This window comes from Streptomyces racemochromogenes, assembly GCF_044129415.1.
In the GTDB taxonomy this organism is placed as follows: domain Bacteria; phylum Actinomycetota; class Actinomycetes; order Streptomycetales; family Streptomycetaceae; genus Streptomyces; species Streptomyces racemochromogenes_A.
In genome coordinates, this window is the sequence record NZ_JBBDHD010000076.1 from 1 (window position 1) to 26588 (window position 26588).

Annotated in this window: 22 protein-coding genes; 10 read left to right on the forward strand and 12 right to left on the reverse strand. The window is 74.3% G+C overall.

Translation table 11 applies throughout. The features are described from left to right. The first annotated feature begins 415 nt into the window (after positions 1–415). From WDV06_RS24670 to WDV06_RS24685, 4 genes are all read left to right on the forward strand, one after another. Positions 416–1558 (forward strand): amidase domain-containing protein, encoded by a 1143-nt coding sequence (locus WDV06_RS24670; RefSeq protein WP_395511959.1) that lies wholly within the window; start codon positions 416–418, stop codon positions 1556–1558. Between the two features lie 258 nt (positions 1559–1816). Beyond that, positions 1817–3232 carry a family 2B encapsulin nanocompartment shell protein gene (locus WDV06_RS24675; RefSeq protein WP_395511960.1) on the forward strand — a complete coding sequence of 472 codons (1416 nt, stop codon included), beginning with the start codon at positions 1817–1819 and terminating at the stop codon, positions 3230–3232. Between the two features lie 98 nt (positions 3233–3330). Continuing rightward, on the forward strand, positions 3331–4662 hold the full coding sequence (locus WDV06_RS24680) for a family 2 encapsulin nanocompartment cargo protein terpene cyclase (RefSeq protein ID WP_395511961.1): 1332 nt from the start codon (positions 3331–3333) through the stop codon (positions 4660–4662). 18 nt (positions 4663–4680) lie between these two features. Beyond that, complete coding sequence (locus WDV06_RS24685) at positions 4681–5550, forward strand: geranyl diphosphate 2-C-methyltransferase (protein ID WP_395511962.1); 870 nt, start codon at positions 4681–4683, stop codon at positions 5548–5550. A gap of 55 nt (positions 5551–5605) precedes the next feature. On the opposite strand, the gene WDV06_RS24690 is transcribed toward WDV06_RS24685, so the two are convergent. The 11 genes from WDV06_RS24690 to WDV06_RS24740 form a co-directional block, all read right to left on the reverse strand. Then, positions 5606–6700 (reverse strand): M20 family metallopeptidase, encoded by a 1095-nt coding sequence (locus WDV06_RS24690; protein WP_395511987.1) that lies wholly within the window; start codon positions 6698–6700, stop codon positions 5606–5608. 73 nt (positions 6701–6773) lie between these two features. Beyond that, positions 6774–7892 (reverse strand): LLM class flavin-dependent oxidoreductase, encoded by a 1119-nt coding sequence (locus tag WDV06_RS24695; protein ID WP_395511963.1) that lies wholly within the window; start codon positions 7890–7892, stop codon positions 6774–6776. A gap of 65 nt (positions 7893–7957) precedes the next feature. Then, positions 7958–9319 carry an NtaA/DmoA family FMN-dependent monooxygenase gene (locus tag WDV06_RS24700; protein WP_395511964.1) on the reverse strand — a complete coding sequence of 454 codons (1362 nt, stop codon included), beginning with the start codon at positions 9317–9319 and terminating at the stop codon, positions 7958–7960. 47 nt (positions 9320–9366) lie between these two features. After that, positions 9367–10491, reverse strand: coding sequence for an LLM class flavin-dependent oxidoreductase (locus tag WDV06_RS24705; RefSeq protein WP_395511965.1), 1125 nt, complete (start codon positions 10489–10491; stop codon positions 9367–9369). 111 nt (positions 10492–10602) lie between these two features. After that, a complete protein-coding gene (locus tag WDV06_RS24710) occupies positions 10603–11910 on the reverse strand; it encodes an MDR family MFS transporter (RefSeq protein ID WP_395511966.1) in 1308 nt (435 codons plus the stop codon). Beyond that, on the reverse strand, positions 11907–13004 hold the full coding sequence (locus tag WDV06_RS24715) for a PLP-dependent cysteine synthase family protein (protein WP_395511967.1): 1098 nt from the start codon (positions 13002–13004) through the stop codon (positions 11907–11909). The genes WDV06_RS24710 and WDV06_RS24715 overlap by 4 nt, the downstream gene beginning before the upstream one ends. A gap of 642 nt (positions 13005–13646) precedes the next feature. Continuing rightward, the gene (locus WDV06_RS24720; RefSeq protein WP_395511968.1) at positions 13647–14186 is read right to left on the reverse strand and encodes a hypothetical protein; all 540 of its coding nucleotides are present in this window, start codon (positions 14184–14186) and stop codon (positions 13647–13649) included. 76 nt (positions 14187–14262) lie between these two features. Next, a complete protein-coding gene (locus WDV06_RS24725) occupies positions 14263–14778 on the reverse strand; it encodes a universal stress protein (protein ID WP_395511969.1) in 516 nt (171 codons plus the stop codon). Positions 14779–14930: 152 nt separating this feature from the next. Next, positions 14931–15716: a class I SAM-dependent methyltransferase gene (locus tag WDV06_RS24730; protein WP_395511970.1), complete on the reverse strand. Its 786-nt coding sequence runs from the start codon at positions 15714–15716 to the stop codon at positions 14931–14933. Positions 15717–15847: 131 nt separating this feature from the next. Continuing rightward, on the reverse strand, positions 15848–17314 hold the full coding sequence (locus WDV06_RS24735; RefSeq protein WP_463668226.1) for a sensor histidine kinase: 1467 nt from the start codon (positions 17312–17314) through the stop codon (positions 15848–15850). After that, positions 17307–17984 carry a response regulator transcription factor gene (locus tag WDV06_RS24740; RefSeq protein ID WP_395511971.1) on the reverse strand — a complete coding sequence of 226 codons (678 nt, stop codon included), beginning with the start codon at positions 17982–17984 and terminating at the stop codon, positions 17307–17309. The genes WDV06_RS24735 and WDV06_RS24740 overlap by 8 nt, the downstream gene beginning before the upstream one ends. Positions 17985–18120: 136 nt before the next feature. On the opposite strand from WDV06_RS24740, the gene WDV06_RS24745 reads away from it, so the two are divergent. The 3 genes from WDV06_RS24745 (at position 18121) to WDV06_RS24755 (ending at position 21855) form a co-directional block, all read left to right on the forward strand. After that, positions 18121–18747 carry a hypothetical protein gene (locus WDV06_RS24745; RefSeq protein ID WP_395511972.1) on the forward strand — a complete coding sequence of 209 codons (627 nt, stop codon included), beginning with the start codon at positions 18121–18123 and terminating at the stop codon, positions 18745–18747. Positions 18748–18885: 138 nt separating this feature from the next. Further along, positions 18886–20973, forward strand: coding sequence for a SpoIIE family protein phosphatase (locus WDV06_RS24750; protein ID WP_395511973.1), 2088 nt, complete (start codon positions 18886–18888; stop codon positions 20971–20973). Between the two features lie 9 nt (positions 20974–20982). Next, positions 20983–21855, forward strand: a complete 873-nt coding sequence (locus WDV06_RS24755; protein WP_395511974.1) for an FAD binding domain-containing protein — start codon at positions 20983–20985, stop codon at positions 21853–21855. Positions 21856–21877: 22 nt separating this feature from the next. Here the strand turns inward: WDV06_RS24755 and WDV06_RS24760 are convergent, their stop codons facing one another. Then, a complete protein-coding gene (locus WDV06_RS24760) occupies positions 21878–23503 on the reverse strand; it encodes an AMP-binding protein (RefSeq protein ID WP_395511975.1) in 1626 nt (541 codons plus the stop codon). Positions 23504–23671: 168 nt separating this feature from the next. Between WDV06_RS24760 and WDV06_RS24765 the strand changes: the two genes are divergently transcribed. From WDV06_RS24765 to WDV06_RS24775, 3 genes are all read left to right on the forward strand, one after another. Continuing rightward, positions 23672–24298, forward strand: a complete 627-nt coding sequence (locus WDV06_RS24765) for an alpha-ketoglutarate-dependent dioxygenase AlkB (protein ID WP_395511976.1) — start codon at positions 23672–23674, stop codon at positions 24296–24298. 4 nt (positions 24299–24302) lie between these two features. Then, complete coding sequence (locus tag WDV06_RS24770) at positions 24303–25259, forward strand: SLAC1 family transporter (RefSeq protein WP_395511977.1); 957 nt, start codon at positions 24303–24305, stop codon at positions 25257–25259. A gap of 110 nt (positions 25260–25369) precedes the next feature. Beyond that, positions 25370–26587, forward strand: coding sequence for an RNA ligase (locus WDV06_RS24775; RefSeq protein ID WP_395511978.1), 1218 nt, complete (start codon positions 25370–25372; stop codon positions 26585–26587). The last annotated feature ends 1 nt before the right edge of the window (position 26588 follow it).

The following is a 26588-nucleotide window of genomic DNA, read 5'->3' on the forward strand; positions in this document are numbered from 1 at the left end:
ACCGCAGTTCCGTAAACGGTAGTGGTGGGGTGGTTTTTTTTAATAAGAGACGGGCCCCCCCCCGCCCCCCGCGGGGGGGGGGGGGGGGCCGCCGCGCCGGCGTCCGAGGCCGCGCGTCTGCCCCGAGACCGCCCTCTTGCGCCCGTATCCTGCCTGGCCACTGCGGATGCTCCCTCTTCCGTGCTTTCCCGGACACCCTAGATGCATTTGCTGTGAGCTGTTCCAGCTGCCCACGGCCGGCGGGCCCCGCCGCCGGGACCCCTGCCGCCGTGACGAAGCGGAGTCGGACGGCTGCGCTGGTGAGCGGTCCCTACCGGGCATCCGATGACAAAGCGGAACGCGGCGAATCAGTCGGCTAGTTGTGCGAAAATTCCGTCCTCCCGGTCCGTGTGGACCGGGTGACAAGGGGAAAACAGTGATACCTAAGAGGTTCAGGCCCGCCGCCATCGCGGCCCTGACCGTGGCCGTGGCGTCCGGGGGCTTCTTCGCCTACTCGGCAAACGCCGTCTCCGGGCCCGTAGAGGCCGACAAGGCCACCACCGAGACCTTCGCCCGCCTCGCGGACGACGTGCTCTCGCAGCGCACCCAGGCGCTGGTGGACGGCCAGACCGTGCGCCACGGCCACGGCCAGGGGGGCAAGAAGAAGGCCCGCGTGTCCGACGGGCTGAAGAAGGACGAGACCGCGGCGATCCAGTCGCTGCGCGAGCGCAAGACCCGCCTGGCGCAGCTGGGCGAGGTCTACAGCGCCGCCGACACCAAGGTCACGGTCGACCGCGCCACGGTGACCGGTGGCAAGGCGACCGTCCAGGTCACCGAGCAGACCACGCTCACCTACAAGAAGGTGCACGGCGACGAGCCGTCGAACACCGACTTCAAGACGCGCTACGAGCTCACCCTCACCAGCAGGAAGGGCGGTGACTGGGAGCTCCAGACGATCAAGTCCCAGGAGAACGGCCCCGTCGCGGTCAACGAGCCCGTCGCCGCCAAGGCGGCCGTCGTCAAGGACGACGGCAACCAGTACCCGGACGGCACGCCCGCCGCCACCACGTACCCGGCGACGGCCAAGCCCAAGACGCTGACCGGCGGCGCGTACAACTACACGGCCATGGCGCAGTACGCGGAGAAGTACTGGAGCAACTACAACCCGGCGTACCGCAAGTTCAGCGGCAACGGCGGCGACTGCACCAACTTCATCAGCCAGGCGCTGAACGCGGGCGGATGGAAGCCGGTACCGGGCACCTCGACGGACTACCGCAACTGGTGGTACGACGGCAGCCGTCAGTCGGACTCGTGGGTCGGAGCCAACGAGTGGGCCTGGTTCACGCTCTCCAACCAGCGGGCCGCCAACCTGGCCAACGTCTACCAGCTGGACGTCGGCGACATCCTGCAGGCGGACTTCAACCGGGACGGGTCCAAGGACCACTCCATGATGGTGACGTACCGCAGCAGGGCCGGAATGCCCTACCTGACGTACCACTCCACCAACACGTACCGGAAGTCGCTCGCGAGCATCCTGGCCTCTTACCCGAACGCCAGGTACTTCGCGTACCGCACCTGACGGACGGCCCTGACGGGCACCCCCGGGCCCCTCCCGCCGCGCGACCAGCGCGGAGGGAGGGGCCTTTTTCGCGCCCCGGCCGAAACAGCGCTGGTCGGCACCGCAAACATCCTGCCGAGAAAGATCACTGCATCGAAGTAATACCCACGGCATTTCAAGGTCCATTGGGCGGGGCGGCCGTTACTGTTCCTCAGGATCTGGACGGATTCCCGAATATTCATCCTCTTTTTCCAGTTTGTACGAAGGAGAGCTCGTCCGATGACCGTTGACACCAGCCCCGAAGCGGAGCTGCAGGAACCGCCCCGGCAGCAGAGCCTCAGCACCGCCGCCGCACGCAACCTTGCCACCACCACCAAGTCCGCCCCGCAGATGCAGGAGATCACCTCCCGGTGGCTCCTGCGGACGCTCCCCTGGGTGGAGACCAAGGGCGGCACCTACCGGGTGAACCGCCGCCTCAGCTACACCGTCGGCGACGGCACCATCGACTTCATCCAGGACGGCGCCAGCGTCCGCGTGATCCCGCAGGAGCTCGGCGAACTCGCCCTGCTGCGCGGCTTCGACGACGTCCAGGTGCTCACCGCCATCGCCGACCGCTGCGTCCAGCGCGACTTCCGGGCCGGCGAGGTCCTCGTCGAGCGCGGCACCCCCGCCGACCAGATCCACCTCATCGCCCACGGCCGCATCAGCCAGACCTCCGTCGGCAAGTACGGCGACGAGGTCGCCGTGGCCGTCCTCGCCGACGGCGAGCGCTTCGGCGAGAACGCCCTGCTCGACGCCGACGCCACCTGGGACTACACCGCCACCGCCGACACCCCCGGAACCCTGCTGACGCTCTCCCGCGCGGAGTTCGCCGCCGTCCTGGCCCAGGCGCCCCACCTCCAGGAGCACATCCGCAAGTTCAGCTCCCTCCCGCTCCAGCGGCAGAACCGTCACGGCGAGGCCGAGATCGCCATGTCGGCCGGCCACACCGGCGAGGCCGAACTGCCCGGCGCCTTCGTGGACTACGAGCTCAACCCGCGCGAGTACGAGCTCTCCGTCGCGCAGACCGTCCTGCGCGTCCACACCCGGGTCGCCGACCTCTACAACGGCCCGCACAACCAGACCGAGGAACAGCTCAGGCTCACCATCGAGGCGCTGCGCGAGCGCCAGGAGCACGAGCTGATCAACAACCGCGAGTTCGGCCTGCTCCACAACGCGGACTTCAAGCAGCGGATCCAGACCCACTCCGGCCCGCCCACCCCGGACGACCTCGACGAGCTGCTCTGCCGCCGCCGAGGGACCCGCTTCCTCTTCGCCCACCCGAAGACGATCGCGGCGATCGGGCGCGAGTTCAACGCGCGCGGCCTCTACCCGGACCACGTCGACCTCGGCGGACAGCAGGTCCCGGCCTGGCGCGGGGTCCCGATCCTCCCCTGCAACAAGATCCCGATCACCAAGGAGAACACCAGCTCCATCCTGGCCATGCGCCCCGGCGAGGACAACCAGGGCGTCATCGGCCTGCGCCAGACCGGCCTGCCCGAGGAGTACGAGCCGGGCCTGTCCGTCCGCTTCATGGGCATCGACGAGCGGTCGATCATCTCCTACCTGGTCTCCACCTACTACTCCGCCGCCATCCTCGTGCCCGACGCGCTCGGCGTACTGGAGAACGTCCAGATCGCCCGCCGGCGCGACTAGCACCGCCGCCCCCGGCCACGACGGCCCGAACCCTCCCGGGGCCGACCGAGCGCGCCCGGGAGCCGGGCCGGCCCACCCACCCCACCAAGGAGCCACGGATGCCCGATCCCGGGCCTTCCCCCCTGCAGCCGGGCCCGCCCGCACCGGCGGCCCGCTTCGGGGCCCCGGCCCTCGCCGACGCCCTCGCGCCCGCCCGCACCGACGGCGCCGCGGCGGCCGCCGCCGTCCTCGCACGGGCCCTGCCGTCCCGTCCGGTGCTGCCCTTCGGAACCGCCCCGACGGCCGCGGCCCCGGCCGCGCACCCGCCGGCGCCCGCCGCGGCCGAGCACTCACCGGCCGCCCTGGAGCGGATCCTGCGCGGTCCCGCCGGCCTGGGCACGGCGGACCTGCACTGGGCCCGGCCCCAGCCCCCGGCCGCACCCCCGGAGGGCGCCGGCCCCCCGGCCCCGGCGGCCATGCGGCCCATCCCGGGCCTCTACCACCACCCGGTACCCGAACCGGACCCCGTCCGGGTGGAGGAGCTCAGCCGGCGGATCAAGAGCTGGGCGGTGGACGAGGTCCAGGCGTTCCCGCCCGAATGGGAGGACCAGTTCGACGGCTTCTCCGTGAGCCGCTACATGGTCGCCTGCCATCCGGACGCGCCCACCCTCGACCACCTGATGCTCGCCGCGCGGCTGATGGTCGCCGAGAACGTCGTCGACGACGCCTACTGCGAGGACGGCGCCACCACCCCCGACGTCGGCGGCAGGCTGCTCCTGGCGCACACCGCCCTCGACCCGGTCCACACGACGAAGGAGTACCAGCCGGCGTGGGCGGAGTCGCTCTCCGCGGACGCCGCCCGCCGCTGCTACGCGTCGGCCATGGACCACTTCACCCGCTCGGCCACCCCGTCGCAGGCCGACCGGTTCCGGCACGACATGGCCCGGCTGCACCTGGGGTACCTGGCGGAGGCCTCCTGGGACGTGACCGAGTACGTCCCGGAGGTGTGGGAGTACCTGGCGATGCGCCAGTTCAACAACTTCCGCCCCTGCCCCACGATCACCGACTCCGTCGGCGGCTACGAACTCCCGGCGGAGCTCCACGCGCTGCCCGCCATGCAGCGCGTGATCGCCCTCGCCGGCAACGCCACCACCCTCTCCAACGACCTCTACTCCTACATGAAGGAACTCAGGAGCCCCGGCAAGCACCTGAACCTTCCGGTGGTCATCGCCGAGAAGGAAGGCCTCTCCGACAAGGAGGCCTACCTGAAGGCGATCGAGGTCCACAACGACCTCATGCACGAGTTCGAGGCCGAGTCCGCCGCGCTCGCCGCGGCCTGTCCCGACCCGCGCGTCGCCCGCTTCCTCAAGGGCGTGGCCGCGTGGGTCGACGGCAACCACTACTGGCACGCGTCCAACACCTACCGATACACCCTGCCCGATTTCTGGTAAACGAGGGGAACTTATTCCATGACCAGCACCGTCAGCACCACGCCGTTCATCCCCGCCCCCGCGACGCCCTACCAGGGCGACATCGCCCGCTACTGGAACGAGGAGGCCAGGCCCGTCAACCTGCGCCTGGGCGATGTGGACGGCCTTTACCACCACCACTACGGCATCGGCGCCGTCGACCACGCCGCCCTCGGGGACACCGCGGACAGCGAGTACGAGAAGAAGCTGGTCGCCGAACTGCACCGGCTGGAATCGGCCCAGGCCGAACTCCTTCTGGACCACCTCGGCGCCATCGGCCGCGACGACATGCTCGTGGACGCCGGCTGCGGCCGCGGCGGCTCGATGGTCATGGCCCACCAGCGCTTCGGCTGCAAGGTCGAGGGCGTGACGCTCTCCGCCAAGCAGGCCGACTTCGGGAACAACCGCGCACGCGAACTGGGCATCGAGGAATCGGTTCGCTCCCGGGTCTGCAACATGCTCGACATGCCCTTCGAGACCGGGCAGGCCGCCGGCTCCTGGAACAACGAGTCCAGCATGTACGTCGACCTGCACGACCTGATGGCCGAGCACTCCCGGGTCCTCGCGGTCGGCGGCCGCTACGTCACCATCACCGGCTGCTGGAACCCGCGCTACGGCCAGCCCTCCAAGTGGGTCTCGCAGATCAACGCCCACTTCGAGTGCAACATCCACTCCCGCCGCGAGTACCTCCGCGCCATGGCCGACAACCGGCTCGTGCCCCAGGCCGTGATCGACCTGACCCCGGACACCCTGCCCTACTGGGAGCTGCGGGCCACCTCCTCCCTCGTCACCGGGATCGAGGAGGCGTTCATCGAGTCCTACCGCGACGGCTCGTTCCAGTACGTCCTCATCGCCGCCGACCGCGTCTGACCCGCGGCACGCGACCGCCGGCCCGTCCGCGACGGGTCCGGCGGTCGCGGTGCGTTCAGGACTCCTGCAACGCGGCCACCAGGCCCGCGACCAGCCGCGCCCGCTCGGCCATCGCGTCGACCTCCACGTACTCGTGGTCCGCGTGGGCGCCGCCGCCGACGGCCCCGAGGCCGTCCAGCGTGGGAACCCCCAGCGCGGCCGTGAAGTTGCCGTCGCTGCCGCCGCCCACCGCCCGCGCCTCGATGCCGGGCAGCAGCCGTTGCGCCACGGCGAACAGCCCGGCCGCCGCCGACTCGGGCATCGGCGGCCGGGTGACGGACCCCTCCACCGTGATCCGCGCCCCGGGCAGGTGCGGGGACAGCGCCGCCAACGCGGACTCCACGCGCTCCCGCTCCTCGGCCGTCTCCACCCGCACGTCGACCACGACCGTGGCCTCCGCCGGGACGACGTTCTCCAGCGTGCCCGCGGCCGCCACCGTCGGCGTGACGGTCGTACCGGCCTCGGGCCGGCCGAGGGCCGCGATGTCCAGGACCTGGTGGGCCGCCTCGACCAGGGCGTTGACCCCGGCCGCCGGCTCCAGGCCCGCGTGCGAGGCCCGGCCGGCGATGGACACCCGGAAGGCGCCGCAGCCCTTGCGGCCGGTCTTCAGACCCCCGCCGTCGGCCGCGCCCTCCAGCACCAGGACGGCGCCGCAGGCCAGGGCGCGCTCCTCCAGCAGGGCGCGCGAGGAGCGGGAGCCGACCTCCTCGTCGGCGGTCATCAGGATCTCGACGCCCGACCGGTCGGCCAGCGTCGCCAGCCCGTGGACCGCCTGGACGATGCCGCCCAGCATGTCGAACACGCCGGGGCCGGTGACCCGGCCGCCCTGGACCGTGAACGGGCGGCGTTCCAGGGTTCCCAGCGGGAACACCGTGTCGTGGTGGCCGAGGAGCAGCACCTTGGGCTCGCCGCCGCCCGACCAGTGGACGTGCGGACCGGCCTCGCTGTCGACCAGGACCGCCTGGCCGCCCAGACGCTGCTCGATGATCTGGGCCACGGCCTTCGCCGACGCCGCCAGGGCTTCCACGTCCCGCGAGGGGGATTCGACCTCGACGAGCGTGCGGAGGTCCTCGATCATCGCGTCGACGTCCACAGCGGCACCCTTCTGCATCGTCACGTCGCACAGAGTAGTACTCCGTGCGACATGAGGGAGATCCGGCCCCGGGCCCGGCGGGGTCCGGGCGTCAGCGGCGGGCCCATTCCTCCGCCAGGAGACGGTACGAGCGGACCCGGTCCGCGTGGTCGTGCGTGATCGTCGTGATCAGCAACTCGTCGGCCCCGGTGGCCTCCTGGAGCCGCTCAAGGTGGTCGGCGACGGTCCGCGGGGAGCCCGTGAACTGCGTCTCCACCCGGTCGGCGACCAGGGCGTGGTCGGCCTCCGTCCAGTCGGCCGTGAGCGCGCGGGCCTCGTCCGGGGTGGGGAAGGGGATGGCGCCCTCGGCGGTGCGGATGCTGTGCACCCAGGGCGCGTACCCGGCGGCCAGCTCCCGCGCCGAGGCGTCGTCCGGGGCCACGACGACGTCCGCGGAGACGCTCAGGTACGGCCGGTCCAGGCCGGCCGACGGCTTGAACGCGGCCCGGTAGCCCTCCGCCGCCTCCAGTACGGTCGCCGGGGTGACGTGGTAGTTCGCCGCGAACGGCAGTCCGTGCCGGCCGGCGGTCTCCGCGCTCTGCCCGCCGCTGCTGCCCAGGATCCACACCTCCACGTCCGCCCCCTCGCCGGGGACGGCGTGCGCGGCGAGGCCTTCGGCCGACCGGTACTCGCCGCGCAGCAGCGCGAGCACGTCCTCGACCTGCTCCGCGTAGTCCTGCGGGCGGGCGCCCGGCAGGTTCAGCAGCTTCCGTTGGAGGGCGACCTTCGGGTGCCCGAGGAGAGGGGCGAACGAGAAGCGCGGAGGGATCCGCAGACCGTTCGGGGTGTGCCCCTCGAAGGGTTCGCCGCCGGCCGGGCGCGCGGCGGGGGCGCCCGCCGAGCGGCCCAGGCCCAGGTCCAGGCGGCCCGGGTGCAGGGCGTCGATCAGGCCGAACTCCTCCACCGTGGACAGCGCGGTGCGGTGCCCCAGCTGTACGGCGCCCGAACCGATCCGGATCGTGGAGGTGGCGGAGGCGGTCAGCGCCAGGAGCACCGCCGGGGAGGTCCCCGCCACCCCGGGGTTGAGGTGGTGCTCGGCGAACCAGTAGCGGGCGTAGCCGAGCCGCTCGGCCTGCCGGGCCAGGTCGATGCTGTGGTGCAGGGCGTCGGTGACGGTGGAGCCGGTGGGGACGGGGACGAGGTCGAGGACCCCGAGGGGGATGCGGGACATGGCCGGGTCTCCTTGCGGGCCGGGTGACGGGGGGCGGCGGGGACACCGGGGTGGTGTCCGGGAGTTCAGGCGGTCCCGGCCGCCGGTACGCCGAGCCCCAGGTGCTCGCGCAGGGTGGTGCCCTCGTACTCGTGGCGGAACACCCCGCGTTCCTGGAGCAGCGGGACCACGGTGTCGGCGAAGCCCTCCAGCCCGTCCGGGGTCAGGTGGGGGACCAGGATGAAGCCGTCGGCGGCGTCCGCCTGCACCAGCTCGTCGATCGACGCGGCGACGGTGGCGGGGGAGCCGACGAAGGTCTGCCGGCCGGTGGTCTCGATGACGAGCTCGCGGATGGAGAGGTTCTTGGCCTCGGCGAGCTCCCGCCACTGCCGGGCGGTGGCCACCGGATCGCGGAACATCCGTACGCTCGCCCGCCCCAGCGCGACGGTGTTCTCGCCGGGCTCGGGGTCGACGTCGGGCAGCGGCCCGTCGGGGTCGTAGCCGGACAGGTCCCGGTTCCAGACGTGCTCCAGGAACGCGATCGCGGTGGCCCCGCTGACCTGGAGACGGCGGACCTCGTGGGCGAGTTCGCGGGCCTCGGCGTCGGTGTCCCCGAGGACGAAGGTGGCGGCGGGCAGGATCAGCAGCTGGTCGTGGCGGCGGCCGTGGCGGGCGAGGCGCCGCTTGACGTCCGCGTGGAAGGCGCGGCCCTCCTCCAGGGTCCCGTACCGGCTGAAGATCGCGTCGGCGTGGGCCGCGGCGAACTCCCGGCCCTCGTCGGAGTCGCCCGCCTGGAAGACGACCGGCCGGCCCTGCGGGCCGCGCGGCACGTTGAAACGGCCCGCGATGTCGAAGTGGTGTCCCCGGTGTTCGAAGGCACCGGCGCGGGCGTCGCGCAGGAAGGTTCCGGTGGCGGGGTCGGCGGCGATCTCGCTGCCGTCCCAGGAGTCGAACAGTTCGGTGGCGGTGGCCAGGAACTCGCGGGCGCGGGTGTAGCGCTCCTCGCGGGGCAGGAAGCCTCCGCGCCGGAAGTTCTCCCCGGTGAAGGCGTCCCAGGAGGTGACCACGTTCCAGGCGGCGCGTCCGGCGGACAGGTGGTCGAGGGTGGCGAACTGGCGGGCCACCTCATAGGGCTCGTTGAAGGTGGAGTTGATGGTGCCGGTCAGGCCGATCCGCTCGGTGACGGCGGCCAGCGCGGCGAGAACGGTGAAGGTGTCGGGCCGGCCGGCCACGTCCAGGTCGTAGATCTTCCCGCCCTGTTCGCGCAGGCGCAGCCCTTCGGCGAGGAAGAGGAAGTCGAACTTGGCGCGCTCCGCGGTCTTCGCGAAGCGCACGAAGGAGTCGAACTCGATGTGGCTGCCGGCCGCCGGGTCGCTCCACACGGTGGTGTTGTTGACCCCGGGGAAGTGGGCCGCGAGGTGGATCCGCTTGCGCGGCTGGGTGCTCATCGTGTCCTTCCGGTTCCGTCTGGGGGGTGCGTCCGGCGGGGCGGGCTTCAGGCCGTGGGGGCGGCGGCGTACCGGTTGGCGGGGCGCTCCAGGCCCAGCAGCCCGCGCAGCGTCGGGGCCCCGTACGCCGTTCTGAAGGCGCCCCTGCGCCGGAGCTCGGGGACCAGGCGGCGGGTGATCAGCGGGAGGTCGTGGGCGATCACGGCCGGCCGCAGCCGGAAGCCGGTCAGGCCCGCCTCCCGCCAGTCCAGGAGCAGTCCGGCGAGGGCGGCCGGGGTTCCCGCGAACACGGCCGCGTCCGTCGGCGCGGGCTGCCCCGCCGCCGCGTCGAGACGCTCGCGGCGGGCGGCCGCCGCCGGGCCGTCCGCGTCCAGGAACACCGTGAGGTCGCCGAAGACGTGCGCGGGTCCGGTGACGGCGGCCGCCGCCGCGCGGGCCTCGTCCCCGTCGCGCGGGGTGACGTACACGAGGTCGACGGAGCCGGGGCGGGGGGCCACCACGCCCGCCGAGGCCGTGACGAGGGGCTGTCCCTGGGGCGGCCGCGGGGTGATCGACGGGCCCCGGACGCTGAAGTGCGGACCGGTGAAGTCGATGGGGTGGAGCTTGGCCCGGTCGAGGAAGCGGCCCGTGGCCACGTCGCGTATCTCGGCGTCGTCCTCCCAGCTGTCCCACAGCCTGCGGACCACCTCCACGTGGTCGGCCGCCTCCCCGGCCTGCTCGCCCACCGGCACCGGGAAGGTCCGGCGCCCGAAGTGCGCGGCCTCGTACGGCAGCGAGGACGTCTGGACGCGCAGGCCCGCCCGCCCCCGGCTGACGTAGTCGAGGGTGGCGATCGCCTTGGAGACGTGGAAGGGCTCGGTGTGGGTGGCCGTCACGCTCGGGACCAGTCCGATGTGCCGGGTGAGCGGGGCGACCCGGGCGGCGGTGAGGACGGCGTCCAGCCGCCCGCGCACCTGGTCGGTGCGTTCGTCGGGGGCGTTCGCCGAGGACGACTGGAGGACCAGGGCGTCCTCGAAGGTGACGAAGTCGAGCAGTCCCGCCTCGGCCTCGGCGACCACGTCGGCCCAGTACCGGGCCGTGAACAGTTCCGCCGGCCGGGCACCCGGCTCGCGCCAGGCCGCCGGATGCCAGCCGGCGCCGTCGAGGGCGACGGCGAGGTGCAGTTCGGACATGCCGATGACGCTACGCGGGCGATGTGTACGGTACAACGACCGTGGTGTTAAAGGAGTTTGGCGGCTGTGTTGCCCGCCCCCGGCAGCGGGAGCGCCGGGGGCGGGCCGGTGTCAGGCCGTCACGGCCTCCCGGGCGGGAGCCTCACGCGCCGGCGGGGCCAGGCGGCCCGTGCGGTGGAGCCCGTACAGCGCGGCCGTGCAGCCGAGCCCGAGGGCGAACAGCGCCAGCCACGGCAGCGCCGACATCCCCGCCGCGCGGGCCGCGTCCAGCGCGGCCCCCGTGAGCAGGTTCCCCAGCGCGATGCCGATCCCGCAGACCGTGTTGTACAGCCCGTAGTGCGTGGCGACCAGGCGGTCCCCGGAGAGGCGGACGATGGTGTCCATCTCGAAGGGGTAGGCGATCATCGTCCCCACGGCCAGCAGCAGCGCCGACAGCGCCGGCGGCACCGCCGCCAGCAGCCGGGTGCCCGTCACCGAGTCCGGCACCGGCAGCGCAGTGGCGGCCAGCAGCGGCAGGAAGGCCGCGCCCATGGCGAACAGCCCCCAGGCCAGCGCCCGGCCCGGCTCCATCCTGGCCTTGCACCAGGCGGTGACCCGGGTCTGGAAGAGGATCGTGCTCAGTCCCGAGACGGCGAACAGCACCGCCACCGCCGCCGTGCCGAAGCGTCCCTCGCCGCCGATGCGGCGCACCTCCAGCGGAAGGGCCATGTACACCTGGAAGGTCATCACGTACGAGCCGATCATGGCGAGCGAGAACAGCAGGAACGGACGGTTGCGCAGGATGCCGCGCCACTGCGCTAGCACCCCCTCCCGGGCTCCCGGCGCGCGCCGCGCGGAGTCCTCGCCGCGCCGCTGCGGAAGAGCCCGGATCTGCACGAGGCTCAGCACCGCGAAGATCCCGGCCGCCACCAGGCAGGTGACCCGGAAGTCCACGCCCGTCAGCACCATGCCCACCAGCGGACCCAGCAGGATCCCCGCCTGGTAGAAGACGTTGAACAGGGCGAAGGCCTCGACGCGGCGCTCGCCCGCGTCGGCCGCCAGGTAGGCGCGGCTGGCCGGATTGAACAGGGCCCCGGCCAGGCCCGTCGCCGCGGAGGCGGCGAGGAGCGCGGGCACGGAGTCCACCAGGCCGAGGGTGGCGAAGCCGGCGATGCGCAGCGCCAGCCCCGCGACGATCATCGGCTTGTAGCCGAAGCGGTCGGCGAGGGTGCCGCCGATGAGGAACATGCCCTGCTGGCTGAAGTTGCGGACGCCGAGGATCAGCCCGACCGTCCAGCCCGCCAGCCCGAGCGGTCCGGCCAGGTGGGTGGCCAGGTAGGGCATGAGCATGTAGAAGCCGAGGTTGATGGTGAACTGGTTCACCATCAGCAGCCGGACGCTGCGCTCGTACGAGCGGACCTGCGCGAGGGTGCCCTTCATCGGGCGGGCACCTCCGCCCGGGTCAGGGTGAGCGGGTCGACCACGGTGGCGCAGCGGGTCCAGCGGGTGACCTCCCTCTCGTCCAGCCGGCCGATCGTGTCGGGCTCCGGCGCGGGCGGGGAGTCGAGGAGGCCGTGGGCCGCGCAGTAGTCGTCGTCGTACACGGTGCCGAGGTAGCGCTGGGGGCCGTCGGGGAAGACGGCCGCGATCCGGGTCTCCCGGGGGAGCGTGCGGGCCAGCCACCCGGCGACCAGGGCCACCGCGCCGACGCTCCACCCGCCGGTGGCGTAGTGGGAGGAGGCCAGTTCGCGGCAGGCCCACACGGCCTCGCCCGGGGCGACCCAGTGCACCTCGCAGAACTGCTCGTAGGCGACGTTGCGGGGGTAGATGCTGGAGCCCAGGCCGCGCATCAGGCGGGCGCGGGCGGGCTGGCCGAAGATGGTCGAGCCGACGGTGTCGACGCCCACCAGCTTCAGCTCGGGGTAGAACCGGCGCAGGACGCGCGAGAGGCCCGCCGAGTGGCCCCCGGTGCCGACGCTGCACACCAGGACGTCGATGTGGCCCAGCTCGGTGGCCAGTTCGAGGGCCAGCGGGGTGTAGGCGGTGGTGTTGTCCGGGTTGTTGTACTGGTCCGGGCACCAGGAGCCGGGGTGCTGCCCCAGCAGCTCGGTGACCCGGTCCCGGCGCGCCTGCTGCCAGCCGCCGGTGGGGTGGGGCTCGGGGACGACGACGACCCGGGCCCCGTACGCGGTCAGCAGCCGGGTCATGGAGGGCTCCAGGCCGGGGTCGGTGACCAGGGTGACGGGGTGTCCGTAGACCATCCCGGCCAGGGCGAGGCCGAGGCCCAGGGTGCCGCTGGTGGACTCGATGATCCGGGCGCCGGGGGCCAGGTCGCCCCGGGCGCGGGCGCGTTCGGCCATGTGCAGGCCGGGGCGGTCCTTGATGCCGCCGGGGTTGAAGCCCTCCAGCTTCGCCCAGAACCCGCGGCCCGCCGGGGACAGGGGCTCGGAGACGCGCAGCAGGGGGGTGTTGCCGACCAGTCCGGAGAGGGTCGTGCGGGCGGGAGGGGTGATGTCGGTGGCCGAAGAATGCATGGTTCCGCTCTCGTTCGGTGGTGCGTCGGTGGTCGCTCTCGGGGATGCCGTGCCGGGGCAGGGCAGGGGGTTCGCCCGTGGGGCATACGTCAGCCTTTGCGCACGGGCTTACGGGAGCGGCCTAGAGCCGCCATCGACAGACGATGGTCAGAGTGGAACGTCCGGAGCGGGCCCGGGAGGGTGCGCCGGAGCCGGGCGGCAGGGCCGGGCCGCCGGCCGCGGCGGGCCCCGGAGCCGTCTGGGGCCGGGCCGCCGGGGCGGGCAGGGGGGTGTCGGAGCGGGTGGTGGGGGCGGGGTCGGAGGGGGAGCAGCCGAAGCCGTGGGCCGGGCCGGGGTGCGGGTGTCCTTCAGTCCCCGTGGGCCGGGTCTGGAGCACGGCTCCAGCGGCGGACGAGCCGTTCGCGACGGGTGCGTGCGTCCGCGACGGGCAGGAGAGGGCCGCGAGCACCAGCGCGCCGAGCAGGACGAGGAGCAGGGCGGCGGATCGGGGCGTAACGGGATGAAAAGGGCGTACGACGGGGTGGGTGGGCACAGTTCCTCCGTGCGGCGGGCGTCCCTCGGCCCGGCGGCAGCGGGGACGGGGACGGGGACGGCTCCCGGGAACGGGGTCGCGCGCGGGAGCCGGAGGCGTGGGTCCCGGGCCTATACCCGCAGGACGGAGGAGCCTCTCGCGGGCGGCGGGGCGGTGTCCCCGGCGGGCACGGCGGGCCGGGCGGCGCGGCAGGCCCCGGGGCCGCCGGCGCGGGCACGGTCCTCGCCCGGAGCCGCCGGGGCGGGCGGCGCGCCGACGGCCGAGCCCGCCCGAGGGGCCAGGGGCGTGCACTCGTGCACGGGGTGCGCGGGATCGTGCCGCCCGACGGTGCCCGCCGCGCCTGCGGCATCGAAGCGGCCGCCGTCCGCGAGAGCGGCTCCGACGGGCGTGACGCCGCCGCCGTCCGCACCCGCGGCGAAGGCCTGGCCCGCTGCGGGCGGGGCCGGGGCTTCGGCCGGGCCTGTGGAGGCCGTTGGGCGGGCGGAGAGGGTGGTGGTGGCTCGGGGGGTGGAGTGGTCGGTCGCCGGGTGGGAGCCGCCCGTGCCGTGGGTGCAGGCCAGGCCCAGGATCAGCAGGGCCAGCCCGAGCAGCTGCGACAGGCCCGCCGACGAGCGGGACCGCGGCGTGCGGGGCGACCGGGCTGTGACCACGCCGTGATCCTAGCGTGCCCCCCGCGAGATGACGGGACGTGAACCGGACAATCGCCGACCGGGTCCGGAGGTTCCCTCAGGGCCCCAGCTCCCGTGCGTCGAGCGGGACGCGCCAGGCGTTGCGCCGCCGGAACGCCTCCAGTTCGGCCTCCAACGGGTTCGGCGGCACCGTGAGGACGGGGCACGGCGCGTGCGCCACGCAGTAGCGGGCCACCGACGGCCGCAGGCCGCCCAGCAGCCGGCCGCGCGGGCCGGTGCCGACCACCAGCAGGTCCTCCTCGCCCCGGACGGCGTCGACCAGAGCGGCCCCGGGCAGGCCCCGCACCACCTGCCCGGCCAGGCCGACGCCCGGACCGGCCGGCCCGAAGGCGGCGTCCAGGGCCTCGCGCAGCCGCCCGGCCGCCGCGGCCCGGCAGACGGGATCGAGGGAGGGGGCGCCGGAGGTGCGGCCGCCCGGGCCGCCGCCCGGGGCCTGCCAGGCCAGTACCGCCCACAGCTGCGCACCCCGCGACCGGGCCTCGTCGGCGGCCCGGTGCAGGGCCGTCAGGCTTCCGGGGCTCCCGCTCACACCCGCCACCACGCGTCGCCCCACCGTCGCCCCCTCCCCAGCCGTCCGCCCGCCGGGTCCGGCGGGCCGTGTCCGGGCTCCATTCAACGCCGGGTCGGGGCCCCCGGCCGTCAGTGATCCGTAGGGATCGGGCGCCGGTGCGTCAGGGTCCCGTCAGTGCGGCGCCGCACGCGGCGTCAGGCGGGGTCCGGGGTGGCCCGGACCAGTACCAGGGAGCCCTCGTACGCGCTCTGCGCGCGCAGGTGCCCGTGGTGGGCGTCCCAGGCGCCGGAGTCCAGGTCGCGGCGCAGCTTCTCGTCGAAGCGCTCGCGCACGCCGTCGTCGACGAAGCTCCACGCCGAGCAGCCCTGGCGGGCGGCCGGGTCGAGGAGCATCTCGGGGCGCCCGTAGTAGGCCTCGTTGAACCCGTCCGTGCAGTCGAGCGGGATCGGCACGGTCAGGACCGTCCCCGAGCCGCCGAGGGCCGCCGCGATGTCCTCGATGCGGGGGTGACGCCGGGCCTCGGTGTCCAGGACCTCGGGCGCGTACGCGTACAGCCAGAAGTCGCGGACCACCTCCGGGGCGTGGGTGAGCACGACCACCGGGCCCCGGGTGACGCGCCGCATCTCACGCAGGCCCCGGGTGACGTCGCTCCACCGGTGCAGGCTGAGCAGGGTCATCGACCCGTCGAACGCGCCGTCCGCGAAGGGCAGGTCCTCGGCGACGGCGTCGACGGCGCGCCCCAGCCGGGGCGGGCGCTGCTCCCGCATCGAACGCGAGGGCTCGACCGCAGTCACCTCGCGCGCCGCGCTCTCGTACGATCCGGTGCCGGCGCCGACGTTGAGGACGGTACGGGCCTCGCCCAGGGCCTCGGCGATGAACCGGGCGATGCGGGTGTCCGGCCGCCGGAACGGGGCGCGGCCGGAACCGATGGCCGTGCGGCCGACGTCCCCGGCGCTGCCTTCCTGAGTGCGTACATTCATGAGGGCATCCTGCATCCGCGAGGACCATTGCGTATATGGGCTCGCAGATGCTTGTGTAAACAGCCATGCCAGGCCGCAGTTGTGGAATGGATGATGGAACGGCCGGCGCGCCCCGCGGCGCGTGTCCTTCCTCAGCCCGTCACGGGCGCCGGGGTGGCAACGGGCAGCCGCAGGACCAGACGGGCGCCGCCGGCGGGGGACTCCCCGGCGGTGAGGGTGCCGCCGTGGTGGGTCGCCAGGTCGCGGGCGATGGCCAGCCCGAGCCCGGCGCCGCCGTCGTCCCGGCTGCGCGCGTCGTCGAGGCGGGTGAACCGCTCGAAGACCCGCTCCCGGTCGGCGGGCGGGATCCCGGGCCCGTCGTCGTGGACCTCCAGGACGGCCGTCCGCGCGGCCGGCGGACCCCAGGCGCGCAGGGTGAGCTCCACCCCTCCGGCGGCGAACCGCTGGGCGTTGTCCAGCAGGTTGGTGACCACCCGGGTCAGCCACAGCTCGCTGCCCTCCACCACCACCCCGTCCTCGGCGTCGACGCGGACCGGGACCCGGTCGCCCAGGCGCGTGTCCACCGCGTCCCGCACCAGGCCGCCCAGGTCCAGCCGGACGGAGTGGGCGGGCTGGGCCGCGTCGATGCGGGCGAGGAGGAGCAGGTCGGAGCAGAGCCGCTCCAGCCGGTCGGTGTCCTCCAGCGCCCCGCTGATCAGCTCGGGCCACAGCTCGGGGTCGCGGACCGCGAGGGCCACCTCCAGCTGGGTGCGCAGCACGGTCAGCGGGCTGCGCAGTTCGTGCGAGGCGTCGGCGATGAACTGGCGCTGGCGGATCCCGGAGGACTCCAGGCGGTCGAGGGTCCTGTTCATGGTCCGCGCCAGGCGGGCCACCTCGTCGCCGGTCGGCGGCACCGGGACCCGGCGGTGCAGATCGCGGTCGCTGATCTCCGCGACCTCCGCGCGGATCGCCTCCACGGGCCCGAGGGCGCGGCCGGTGACCCGCCAGGTGACCAGGGCCACGAGCGCGAGGAGGAGGGGCCCGCCGACGACGAGCGCGGCGGTGGTGGTGTCGTCGGCGGCGTCGACGTCGCGCAGCGAGGTGCCGACGTAGACGGTGACCAGGCCGTCGGGGGTCTGGGTGGTGACCTGGACGACCCGCTGGCGGTGCTCGCCGCCGAGCGGCCGGAGCCGCCAGGTGTGGAAGGCCGTGCCGGGGCGCGGGGATCCGACGGGCCCGAGGGCGGGCAGTCCGGCCAGGTTCGGGGTCGCCCGCAGCACCCGGCCGCGGGCGTTGACGACCTGTACGAAGTCGGCGCCGTGCAGGGGCGCCCGCATCCGGTCGAGGCGGCCGCCGGCGGCGAGCTGCGCGATGGCCGCCGCCTGCTCCTCCGCGTCGCGCTCGGCGTTGCGCAGCATGCCGGAGCGGAGCAGCCCGAGCAGCGCCACCGAGGCCAGGGCCAGGGCGGCGGCCACCACGAGGACGGCACCCGCCGTGGCCCGGGCCCGGACGGTGGTGGGCCACAGGCGGCGCAGCAGGGAGCGGACCCGGCGCGCGAGCGCCCGGTACCGGTGCGGCAGCGGGGCCGGGCGGCGCAGGGCCGCGGGGACCTCAGCCACCGTCGGCCGCCAGCCGGTAGCCGACGCCGCGCACCGTCTCCAGGGCGGACCGGCCGAACGGTGCGTCGATCTTCCGGCGCACCGCGCTGACGTGCACCTCGACCACGTTCGGGTCCCCGTCGAAGGCGCTGTCCCACACCTGTTCCAGGATCTCCCGCTTGGGCACCACCTCGCCGGGCCGCCGCGCCAGGTATTCCAGTACCGCGAACTCCCGCGCGGTCAGCCGTATCTCCGTGTCCCCGCGCGAGCACAGGTGGCGGGCGGGGTCCAGCAGGAGGTCGCCGAGGCGGAGCGTCTGCGGGCCGCGGCGGCCCGTGCGCCGGCCCAGCGCGCGCAGCCGGGCGACCAGGACGAGGTAGGAGAAGGGCTTGGAGAGGAAGTCGTCGGCGCCGGTGTCCAGAGCCTCGGCCTCGTCGTACTCCCCGTCCTTGGCGGTGAGCATCAGGATCCCGGACTCGTTGCCGGCGGCGCGCAGCCGGGAGCAGACCCGGTAGCCGTTGAGGCCGGGCAGCATGATGTCGAGCACGATCAGGTCGTAGTCGTGCTCGCAGGCCATCCACAGCCCCTGCGGGCCGTCGTGGGCCACGTCCACCGTGAACCCCTCCGACTGCAGGCCCCGCTGCAGGGCGGCGGCCAGCCGCCGTTCGTCCTCCACCACCAGTACGCGCATGCCGACCAGGGTCTCAGGCCCGGCCCGGGCTTTGCTGAAGAGGTCTTCAGCAGGCTTCAGGTGGGCTTCAGCATCGCCTCGGCAGGCTCTGCGACGAGCCGGGTGCGGTGCCCGGTGGTTTCCGAGGAGTCCCGCCATGTCAGAGTCTTTCCCGCAGCCCGAGCACACCCCCGAGGCGCAGGCCGGCGCCGCCGGTGACCCCGCCGTCGCCGCCCCGGCGGCCAAGGGCAAGGGCCGCCTGGGCCGCGTCGTGCCCCGGGGCGCCGGTGCGCGCTGGGCGGTGGCCGGAGCGGCGGCCGCGGTGATCGTCGGCGGAGGGGCGGCGGCCGTGGCGGTCGCCGGCCACCACCACGGCCACCACGAGGCGATGGGCAAGGACGGCCGCATGGCCTGGTCCGCGCCCGACCGCGAGGACGGACACGGCGGCGGGCACCGCGGCGGCGGCCACGGCCCCAAGGGCGAGCGCCCGCACCCGAAGGACCCGAAGGTCCGGGACGGAGCCGCCGGCGCGCGCGGCGGGTTCGCGAAGAAGGCCCCCGCGGCCCGCGCCCCGCTGCCCGCCCTGCCGATCGACCAGGCGGCGCAGAAGGCGGCCGCCGCCGTCCCCGGCGGCAAGGTGGAGGCCCTGCGCGCGGTCCCCCAGGAGGGCGGCGGCAGCGCCTGGCAGGCCGTGGTCCTCGGCCCGGACGGCGTCCGCCACGCGGTCACCCTTTCCGGCACCGACGGCACCCCCACCGCGAACACCCCCCTCACGAAGAACTGACCCCCCGCGCCCCCGGCTCCCGGCCGTACCGGGCCGGGAGCCGCGCGTCCCGGGGGCCGGTCGGGGCGGGGGCGCGCAGAATGAAGGGGCCCCGGCTTCCGTCACGCGGGCGGACGCGCCGGGCAGAGGAGGCCACTCGTGCCGTCGGACCAGCCGGGGGAGACGCGGGCGCCCGGCCCGATCCGGTCCGAGCCGGGCTCGCTGCTGGAGCACGTCCCGGTCGCCGTCCTCGGGTTCGACACCGCCGGCGGGGTCCGCTACTGGGGCCCGGGAGCGCAGGACCTCTTCGGCCACCCGGCCGCCACCGCCCTGTCCCGGCCCGCCGCCGCCCTCTTCCCCGCGTCCCCGCGGGGCCCGGGCCCGGCCGAGCGGCTGGTGGAACGGGCGCTGACGCTCGGCTACTGGCGGGGCCGGCTGCCCGTCCTGCACCGCGACGGCACCGTCTTCGACTGCGGGTTCCGCGTCTTCCCCGTCACCGGGGCCGGCGAGGGCGAGGTGGTCATGGCCCTGGCCAGCCGGGGCGACGAGCTGGAGCGGGTGAAGACGAACCTCGCCTTCCTCGACGCCCTCTTCGAGACCTGCCCCATCGGCCTGCTCATGCTCGACGAGGACCTCCGCTACGTCCACCTCAACCAGGCCCTGGCCGACATGGACGGCATCCCCGTCCGCGACCACCTCGGCCGCGACCCCGCCGACATCATGATCACCGCGGACGGCGGGGAGTTCCGCCGGATGCTGCGCGCCGTCGCCGACGGGGGAGGGCCCCTGGTGGGCGCCCTCGTCGGGATGCGCACGCCCGGCCGCCCCGATGTCGACCAGGTGCGCTCCGTCAGCCTCTTCCCCCTCAGCGGCGCGGCCGGCAGCCGGCCCGGCGTCGGCGGCGTGCTCATCGACGTCACCGACCGCGAACGGGCCCGGCTGGAAGCCACCGCCGCCCGGCGGCGCCTGGCCCTGCTGGACCGGGCCAGTGCCCGCATCGGCACCACCCTGGACGTGGACACCACCGCCCGCGAGCTCGTCGACGCCGCGATGCCGGAGTTCTGCGACGGTTCCGTCGTGGAGATGGTCGAGTGGATGTACCCGTCGGAGGCCTTCGACCCGGACCTGCCGCTGATCACCCGCCGGATCGCCGCCGGCACCGTGCTCCCGCCCCCCGCTCCCGCGCTGCTGTCCGCCCGGGACCGGGTGACGTACCCGCCCGGCTCCAGCATCCACCGGATGCTGAGCACCGGCCGCCCGCTCCGCGCCACCGTCGACGAGGAGTTCGCGGCCCGGACCGTCGGAGACCCCGAGCGCGCCCGCAGGCTCCTCGACAGCGGTCTCGGCAGCATCGTCATCGCCCCGCTCATCGCCCGCGGCCACGTCCAGGGCTTCACGATCTTCGGCCGGTCCGCCGCCCGACCCGCCTTCACCGGGGAGGACCTCGGCCTGGCGGGCGAACTCGCCTCCCGCGCCGCGCTCTGCCTGGACAACGCCCGCCTCTACAGCCGGGTCCAGGACATCTCCCTCACCCTCCAGCGCGCCCTGCTGCCCCCCGCCCCGGACGCCACCGCGCACGTCAGCGTCGCCCACCGCTACCTGCCCGGCAGCCGCGCCATCGAGGTCGGCGGCGACTGGTACGACGTCATCGCGCTGCCCGACGGCCAGGTCGCCCTGGTCGTCGGCGACGTCATGGGCCACGGGGTCCTGGCCGCCGCCTCCATGGGCCGGCTGCGCATCACCGCCCGCGCGCTGGCCCGCCACAGCCCCGACCCCGAGGGCCTGCTCACCGAACTCGACGCCGCCGCCCGGGACGCCGGCATCGAACTGGCCACCTGCCTGTACGCCGTCTACGACCCGCGCACCGGGCACGCCCGCATCGCCAACGCGGGCCACCCCCCGCCGCTGGTGCGCCACCCCGACGGCACCGTCGAGACCGTCGGCGACGTCCTCGGCGTCCCCCTCGGCATCGGCGGCGTCCCCTTTCGCTCCACCCGCGTCCGACTCCCCGACGGAGCCGTCCTGGCCCTGTACACCGACGGCCTGGTCGAGGCGCGCGGCCAGGACATCGACGAGGGCCTCGACGCCCTGCGCGCCGAACTGGCCCGGGCCGCCGGGCCCCTGGAGCGGGAGGCCGACCGTATCCTGGCGGCCCTGCTGCCCGACGGGGCCACCGACGACACCGTCCTCGTCCTCGCCCGGATCCGCCGGGCGGACGCCGAGGACGGGGAGCCGTACGAGGAATGAGAGGCGGACATGGAATTCCTGCGCCCCGCGGACTGGCGGGAGGCGCTCGCCGCCAAGGCGGAACACCCGTCGGCCGTGCCCATCGCCGGCGGCACCGACGTGATGGTCGAGATCAACTTCGACCACCGCAGGCCCGAGTACCTGATGGACCTGAACCGGATCGCCCTCCTCCAGACGTGGGAGACCGAGGGGGACGCGGTCCGCCTGGGCGCCGGCGTCCCCTATGCGCGGATCATCGAGGAGCTCCGCGGCCCCCTGCCCGGCCTCGCGCTGGCCTCGCGCACCGTCGCCTCCCCGCAGATCCGCAACCGCGGGAGCGTCGGCGGCAACCTGGGCTGCGCCTCACCCGCGGGGGACGCCCACCCCGCGCTGCTCGCCGCGGGCGCCGAGGTGGAGGCGGACTCCGTCCGCGGCTCCCGGCTGATTCCGGTGGACTCCTTCTACACCGGGGTCAAGCGCAACGCCCTCGCCCCCGACGAGCTGATCAAGGCCGTCCGCATCCCCGTCGCCGACGGGCCCCAGCAGTTCTCCAAGGTGGGTACCCGCAACGCCATGGTCATCGCCGTGTGCGCCTTCGCCCTCGCCCTGCACCCGCGCACCCGCTCGGTCCGCACCGGCATCGGCTCGGCCGCCCCGACGCCCGTCCGGGCCCGCGCCGCCGAGGAGTTCCTGGAGGCGGTGCTGGCGGACGAGGGCCTCTGGGACTCCCGCAGGGACCTCGGCCCCTCGGTGGTGAAGCGGTTCGGCGACCTCGCGGCCGCCTCCTGCAACCCCATCGACGACCTCCGCGGCACCGCCCGCTACCGCCGCCACGCGGTCGGGGTCATGGCCCGCCGCCAGCTCCTGTGGACCTGGGAGGAGTACCGCGCCGGCCGCGGCTGAAGGGGTCAGGCCCCTTCCGGGGTCAGGACCCCTCCAGCAGGCGGACCGCCTCGGCGCGCATCTCCACCTTGCGGATCTTGCCCGTGACGGTCATCGGGAACTCGTCCACCACGTGCACGTACCGCGGGATCTTGAAATGGGCGAGCCGGCCTTCGCAGTACGCGCGCACCGACTCGGCGGTCAGCGGCTCGGCCCCCTCGCGCATCCGCACCCAGGCCATCAGCTCTTCCCCGTACGTGGCGTCGGGAACGCCGATGACCTGCACGTCCAGGACGTCGGGGTGGCCGTGGAGGAACTCCTCGATCTCGCGCGGGTAGAGGTTCTCGCCGCCCCGGATCACCATGTCCTTGATCCGGCCGGTGATGCTCAGGTACCCGTCCGCGTCCATCACCGCGAGGTCGCCGGTGTGCATCCAGCCCTCCCGGTCCACCGCCTCGGCGGTCTTGTCGGGCTCCCCCCAGTAGCCGATCATCACGGAGTAGCCGCGGGTGCACAGTTCGCCCGGGGTGCCGCGCGGGACGGTCCGGCCGCTGCGCGGGTCCACGACCTTGACCTCCAGGTGCGGGCCCACCCGGCCGACGGTGGAGACCCGGCGCTCGACCGAGTCGTCCGCGCGGGTCTGGGTGGACACCGGCGAGGTCTCCGTCATGCCGTAGCAGATGGACACCTCGGTCATCCCCATCCGCTCGATGACCTCGTTCATCACCTCCACCGGGCACGGCGAGCCCGCCATGATCCCCGTCCGCAGGCTCGACAGGTCGTACCCGTCGAAGCCGGGCGAGGCCAGCTCGGCGATGAACATGGTGGGCACCCCGTACAGGGAGGTGCAGGCCTCCGCCTCCACCGCCGCCAGCGTGGCCGCCGGGTCGAAGGCCGGCGCCGGGACCACCATCGCCGCGCCGTGGCTCGTGCAGGCCAGCGCCCCCATGACCATGCCGAAGCAGTGGTAGAAGGGCACCGGCACGCACACCCGGTCCGCCTCGGTGTAGCCGCACAGCTCGCCGACGAAGAACCCGTTGTTGAGGATGTTGCGGTGGGAGAGGGTGGCGCCCTTGGGGAAGCCCGTGGTCCCCGACGTGTACTGGATGTTGATCGGGTCGTCCGGGTGCAGGGCGGCCTGCGCCCGCGCCAGCACCGCCGGATCGCCCTGCCGCCCGCGCTCCAGCAGCCGGTCCCACTGCGGCCCGTCGAACAGGACGGTGAACTCCAGGCCGGGGCAGCGCGGCCGGACCTCCTCGACCATCCCCGCGTAGTCCGAGGTCTTGAAGCGCTCCGCCGCCACCAGCAGGCGGATCCCGGACTGGTTCAGCACGTACTCCAGCTCGTGCGAGCGGTAGGCCGGGTTCACCGTGACCAGGATGGCGCCGATCTTGGCCGTGGCGTACTGCACGAGTGTCCACTCGGCGCGGTTGGGAGACCAGATCCCGACCCGGTCCCCCCGCTCGATCCCGAGGTCCAGCAGCCCGAGCGCGACCGCGTCCACGTCGGCGGCCAGCTCCCGGTAGGTCCACCGGCGGCCCGCGGCCACGTCCACGAGGGCGTCGCGGCCGGGGAAGCTCCGCACGGTGCGGTCGAGGTTGTCCCCGATCGTCTCCTCCAGGAGCGGCACCTCGGCGCTCCCGGACGCACGACTCGACGCGACGGACACACGTACCTCCTGGACGGGGGAGCCGGAGCGGCGGCTGCGCGCGCCCGGCACGCGGCCCGGCGCCCGCCCATGATCGCGCCCCGGGGCCCGTCCCGCCAGATCCCCCGGGGAGGGTTTCGCGGGCGAATGAATCGAGCAGACGTTCGAGTCGAGGAGTAGGCTGGAACCATGCACGCACTCCAAGCCTCCCTCTTCGACCAGACCGACGAGATCCGCCTCGGCCCGCTCGCGGGGCTGGAGCGCACGCGGCTCGGCGCCGGGGCCTGGGTCGACCGGCTCCCCGCCTGGCTGACCGGCGCCGACGCGCTGTTCGAACGACTCGCTGCCGAGGTCCCCTGGCGCGCCGAGCGGCGGCAGATGTACGAACGCGAGGTGGAGGTGCCCCGGCTGCTGGCCCACTACGGCGCCGGTGAACCCCTCCCGCACCCCGTGCTCACCGAGGCCCGCGACACCCTCGGCCGCCACTACGCCCCCGAACTCGGCGAACCCTTCGTCACCGCCGGGCTCTGCCTCTACCGCGACGGCCGTGACAGCGTCGCCTGGCACGGCGACCGCACCGGCCGCTCCGCCACCGAGGACACCCTCGTCGCCATCCTCTCCGTCGGCGACCCCCGCGACCTCGTCCTGCGCCCCCGCGACGGCGGCCCCACCCTGCTGCGCCTCCCGCTCGGCCACGGCGACCTCGTGGTGATGGGCGGCTCCTGCCAGCGCACCATGGAGCACGCCGTCCCCAAGACGGCGCGCGCCGTCGGCCCCCGCATCAGCATCCAGTTCCGCACCCGCGGCGTAATGTGAGGCCATGCGCAGCCGGAGCCTCCTGCGGGACTGGTGGGCCGCACTCCCGCCCGCCGCGGGCGGCGCCGTCATGGCCGCCGGAATCCTGTCCGTCGGACTGGAACTGACCGGCCGCCACCTGCTCTCCCTCGCCGCCCTGGCGGTCTCCGGCCTGCTGTGGCTCCTCCTGGCCGCCGACTTCGCCGTCCGCCTCGCCGGCGACCGCGGCCGCTTCCGCTCCGAGGCCGACACCCCGGCCGCCCTCACCGCCGTCGCAGCCACCACCGTGCTCGGCACCCGTGTCGCCCAGCTCGGCCGGCCGAACGCCGCCGCCGCCCTGCTCGTCCTGGCCGTCCTCCTGTGGCCCGGTCTGCTGCTGTCCGTCGTACGGCACTGGCGACGGCGCATGCCCGGCGTGGTCTTCCTCGTCTGCGTCGCCACGCAGGGCCTCGCCGTCCTGGCCGCCGCCCTGGCCGCCGTCCACGGCCCCGACTGGCTCGCCCGGGCGGCGCTCGGCTGGTTCTGCCTGGGCGTCCTGCTCTACCTCCTCGCCCTGCGGCGGTTCGACTTCCGCGAGGTGCTCCGCGGACGGGGCGACCACTGGGTGGCGGGCGGGGCCCTGGCCATCACCGCCCTCGCCGCCGCCAAGCTCACCGTCTCACCCGCGGGTGCCGGCGCTGCGCCCCGCACCGCCCTGCGCGCCGCCACCCTGGCCGCGCTCGCCCTCTCCCTCGTCTGGTACGCCGTCCTGCTCGCCGGCGAGGTCCGCAGCCCCCGCCCCCGCTACGACGTCCGCCGCTGGTCCACCGTCTTCCCCCTCGGCATGACCGCCACCGCCTGCCTCACCGCCGCCACGACCACCGGCGTGGCATGGCTGCGCCCGCCGGGTGAGGTCCTGCTGTGGGTCGCGGTCGCCGCCTGGGCCCTCACCTTCGCGGCCCTCCTGCTGTCGCGCCGCCGCTCCCGCCCGGGTCCCCGATGACGGCACCGGTCGTGTCACAGCCCCGCCACAAGCCGGTGACCAGTCGAAATCGAGTACCGGACCGCACCTCCCGCACGTGAGAATGAGGCATCTCGAACCGGGAGGAACCCATGAGCCAGGACCGCCTGACTCTTCATGACCTGATGCCCGCGCAGGCGCTGGCGGAGGCCGTCGACGCCGGATACGTGACCCGCAAGCGGCACCCCGAACTGCCGCTGTCCATCTACACGTACACGCGCTCCGCGCAGTACGAGCGGGTCTGGAACCAGGTCACCGTGCGCTGCCGCGGCCTCGTCGCCGACGACGCCACGGGAGCCGTCGTCGCGCTGCCGCTGCCGAAGTTCTTCAACGTCGGCGAGCACGAGTCGGGCCAGCCGTACGCCCCGGCCCTGCCCGACGAGCCGTTCGAGGTCTACGACAAGGTCGACGGCAGCCTCGCCGTCGTCTTCCACTACGCGGACCGGTGGCACGTCGCCTCCAAGGGCTCCTTCATCAGCACCCAGGCCACCTGGGCGCAGCGGCGCCTCGACGCGTGCGACACCGGGGCCCTGGTCCCCGGCACCACCTACCTCGCGGAGATCCTCTACCCGCAGAACCGGATCGTCGTCGACTACGGCGACCGCCGGGACCTCGTCCTGCTCGCCGCCTTCGACCGGGCCGGCGCCGAGGTGCCGCTCGCCGAGGCCGCCGTCCACTGGAAGGGCATCGGCTCCGTCGTGAAGGCGTGGCCCGCCCTGCCGCTGCCCGAGCTGCTCGCGCTCGCCGAATCCAACACCCTGCCCGGCGGCGGCTCCGTGACCGGCATGGACGCCGAGGGGTTCGTCCTGCGCTTCGCCTCCGGCGTCCGGGCCAAGGCCAAGCTCGCCGAGTACGTACGCCTGCACAAGCTGCTCACCGGCGTCACCGAGCGGGACGTCTGGCGCAGCCACGGCATCCAGAGGTTCGCCGGGACCTCCGCCAAACGGCTGGCCCAGGGCCTGGGGCTGTCCCTCGCCGAGCTCGGCGGCATCCGCTCCCGTGGGGGCCGGCCCCTGGACGCACTGCTGGAGCAGGTGCCCGACGAGTTCGACAGCTGGGTGCGCGAGGTGATCGCGCGCCTGGAGGAGGAGTGCGAGCGGCGGGAGCGGGCCATCGACGAGGCCTACAAGCGGTTCGAGTACCTGGCCGACGACCGGGGCGCCTTCGCCCGCGCCGTACGGGAGCTCGCCGACGGCGACCTGCGCGCCGCCCTGTTCATGCGGCTCGACGGCCGCACCACCGAGCTCGTCACCTGGCGGGCCGTACGGCCCGAGACGGCCGATCCCTTCACCACCGACGAGGAGAACTGAC

Bases quoted from the DNA above. Each gene is read 5' to 3' on its own strand.
- WDV06_RS24730 (WP_395511970.1), bottom strand. From the start codon at position 15,716: ATGAATGTACGCACTCAGGAAGGCAGCGCCGGGGACGTCGGCCGCACG.
- WDV06_RS24685 (WP_395511962.1), top strand. From the start codon at position 4,681: ATGACCAGCACCGTCAGCACCACGCCGTTCATCCCCGCCCCCGCGACG.
- WDV06_RS24740 (WP_395511971.1), bottom strand. From the start codon at position 17,984: ATGCGCGTACTGGTGGTGGAGGACGAACGGCGGCTGGCCGCCGCCCTG.
- WDV06_RS24700 (WP_395511964.1), bottom strand. From the start codon at position 9,319: ATGAGCACCCAGCCGCGCAAGCGGATCCACCTCGCGGCCCACTTCCCC.
- WDV06_RS24710 (WP_395511966.1), bottom strand. From the start codon at position 11,910: ATGAAGGGCACCCTCGCGCAGGTCCGCTCGTACGAGCGCAGCGTCCGG.
- WDV06_RS24680 (WP_395511961.1), top strand. From the start codon at position 3,331: ATGCCCGATCCCGGGCCTTCCCCCCTGCAGCCGGGCCCGCCCGCACCG.
- WDV06_RS24775 (WP_395511978.1), top strand. From the start codon at position 25,370: ATGAGCCAGGACCGCCTGACTCTTCATGACCTGATGCCCGCGCAGGCG.
- WDV06_RS24765 (WP_395511976.1), top strand. From the start codon at position 23,672: ATGCACGCACTCCAAGCCTCCCTCTTCGACCAGACCGACGAGATCCGC.
- WDV06_RS24755 (WP_395511974.1), top strand. From the start codon at position 20,983: ATGGAATTCCTGCGCCCCGCGGACTGGCGGGAGGCGCTCGCCGCCAAG.
- WDV06_RS24715 (WP_395511967.1), bottom strand. From the start codon at position 13,004: ATGCATTCTTCGGCCACCGACATCACCCCTCCCGCCCGCACGACCCTC.
- WDV06_RS24770 (WP_395511977.1), top strand. From the start codon at position 24,303: ATGCGCAGCCGGAGCCTCCTGCGGGACTGGTGGGCCGCACTCCCGCCC.
- WDV06_RS24745 (WP_395511972.1), top strand. From the start codon at position 18,121: ATGTCAGAGTCTTTCCCGCAGCCCGAGCACACCCCCGAGGCGCAGGCC.
- WDV06_RS24675 (WP_395511960.1), top strand. From the start codon at position 1,817: ATGACCGTTGACACCAGCCCCGAAGCGGAGCTGCAGGAACCGCCCCGG.
- WDV06_RS24705 (WP_395511965.1), bottom strand. From the start codon at position 10,491: ATGTCCGAACTGCACCTCGCCGTCGCCCTCGACGGCGCCGGCTGGCAT.
- WDV06_RS24690 (WP_395511987.1), bottom strand. From the start codon at position 6,700: ATGCAGAAGGGTGCCGCTGTGGACGTCGACGCGATGATCGAGGACCTC.
- WDV06_RS24695 (WP_395511963.1), bottom strand. From the start codon at position 7,892: ATGTCCCGCATCCCCCTCGGGGTCCTCGACCTCGTCCCCGTCCCCACC.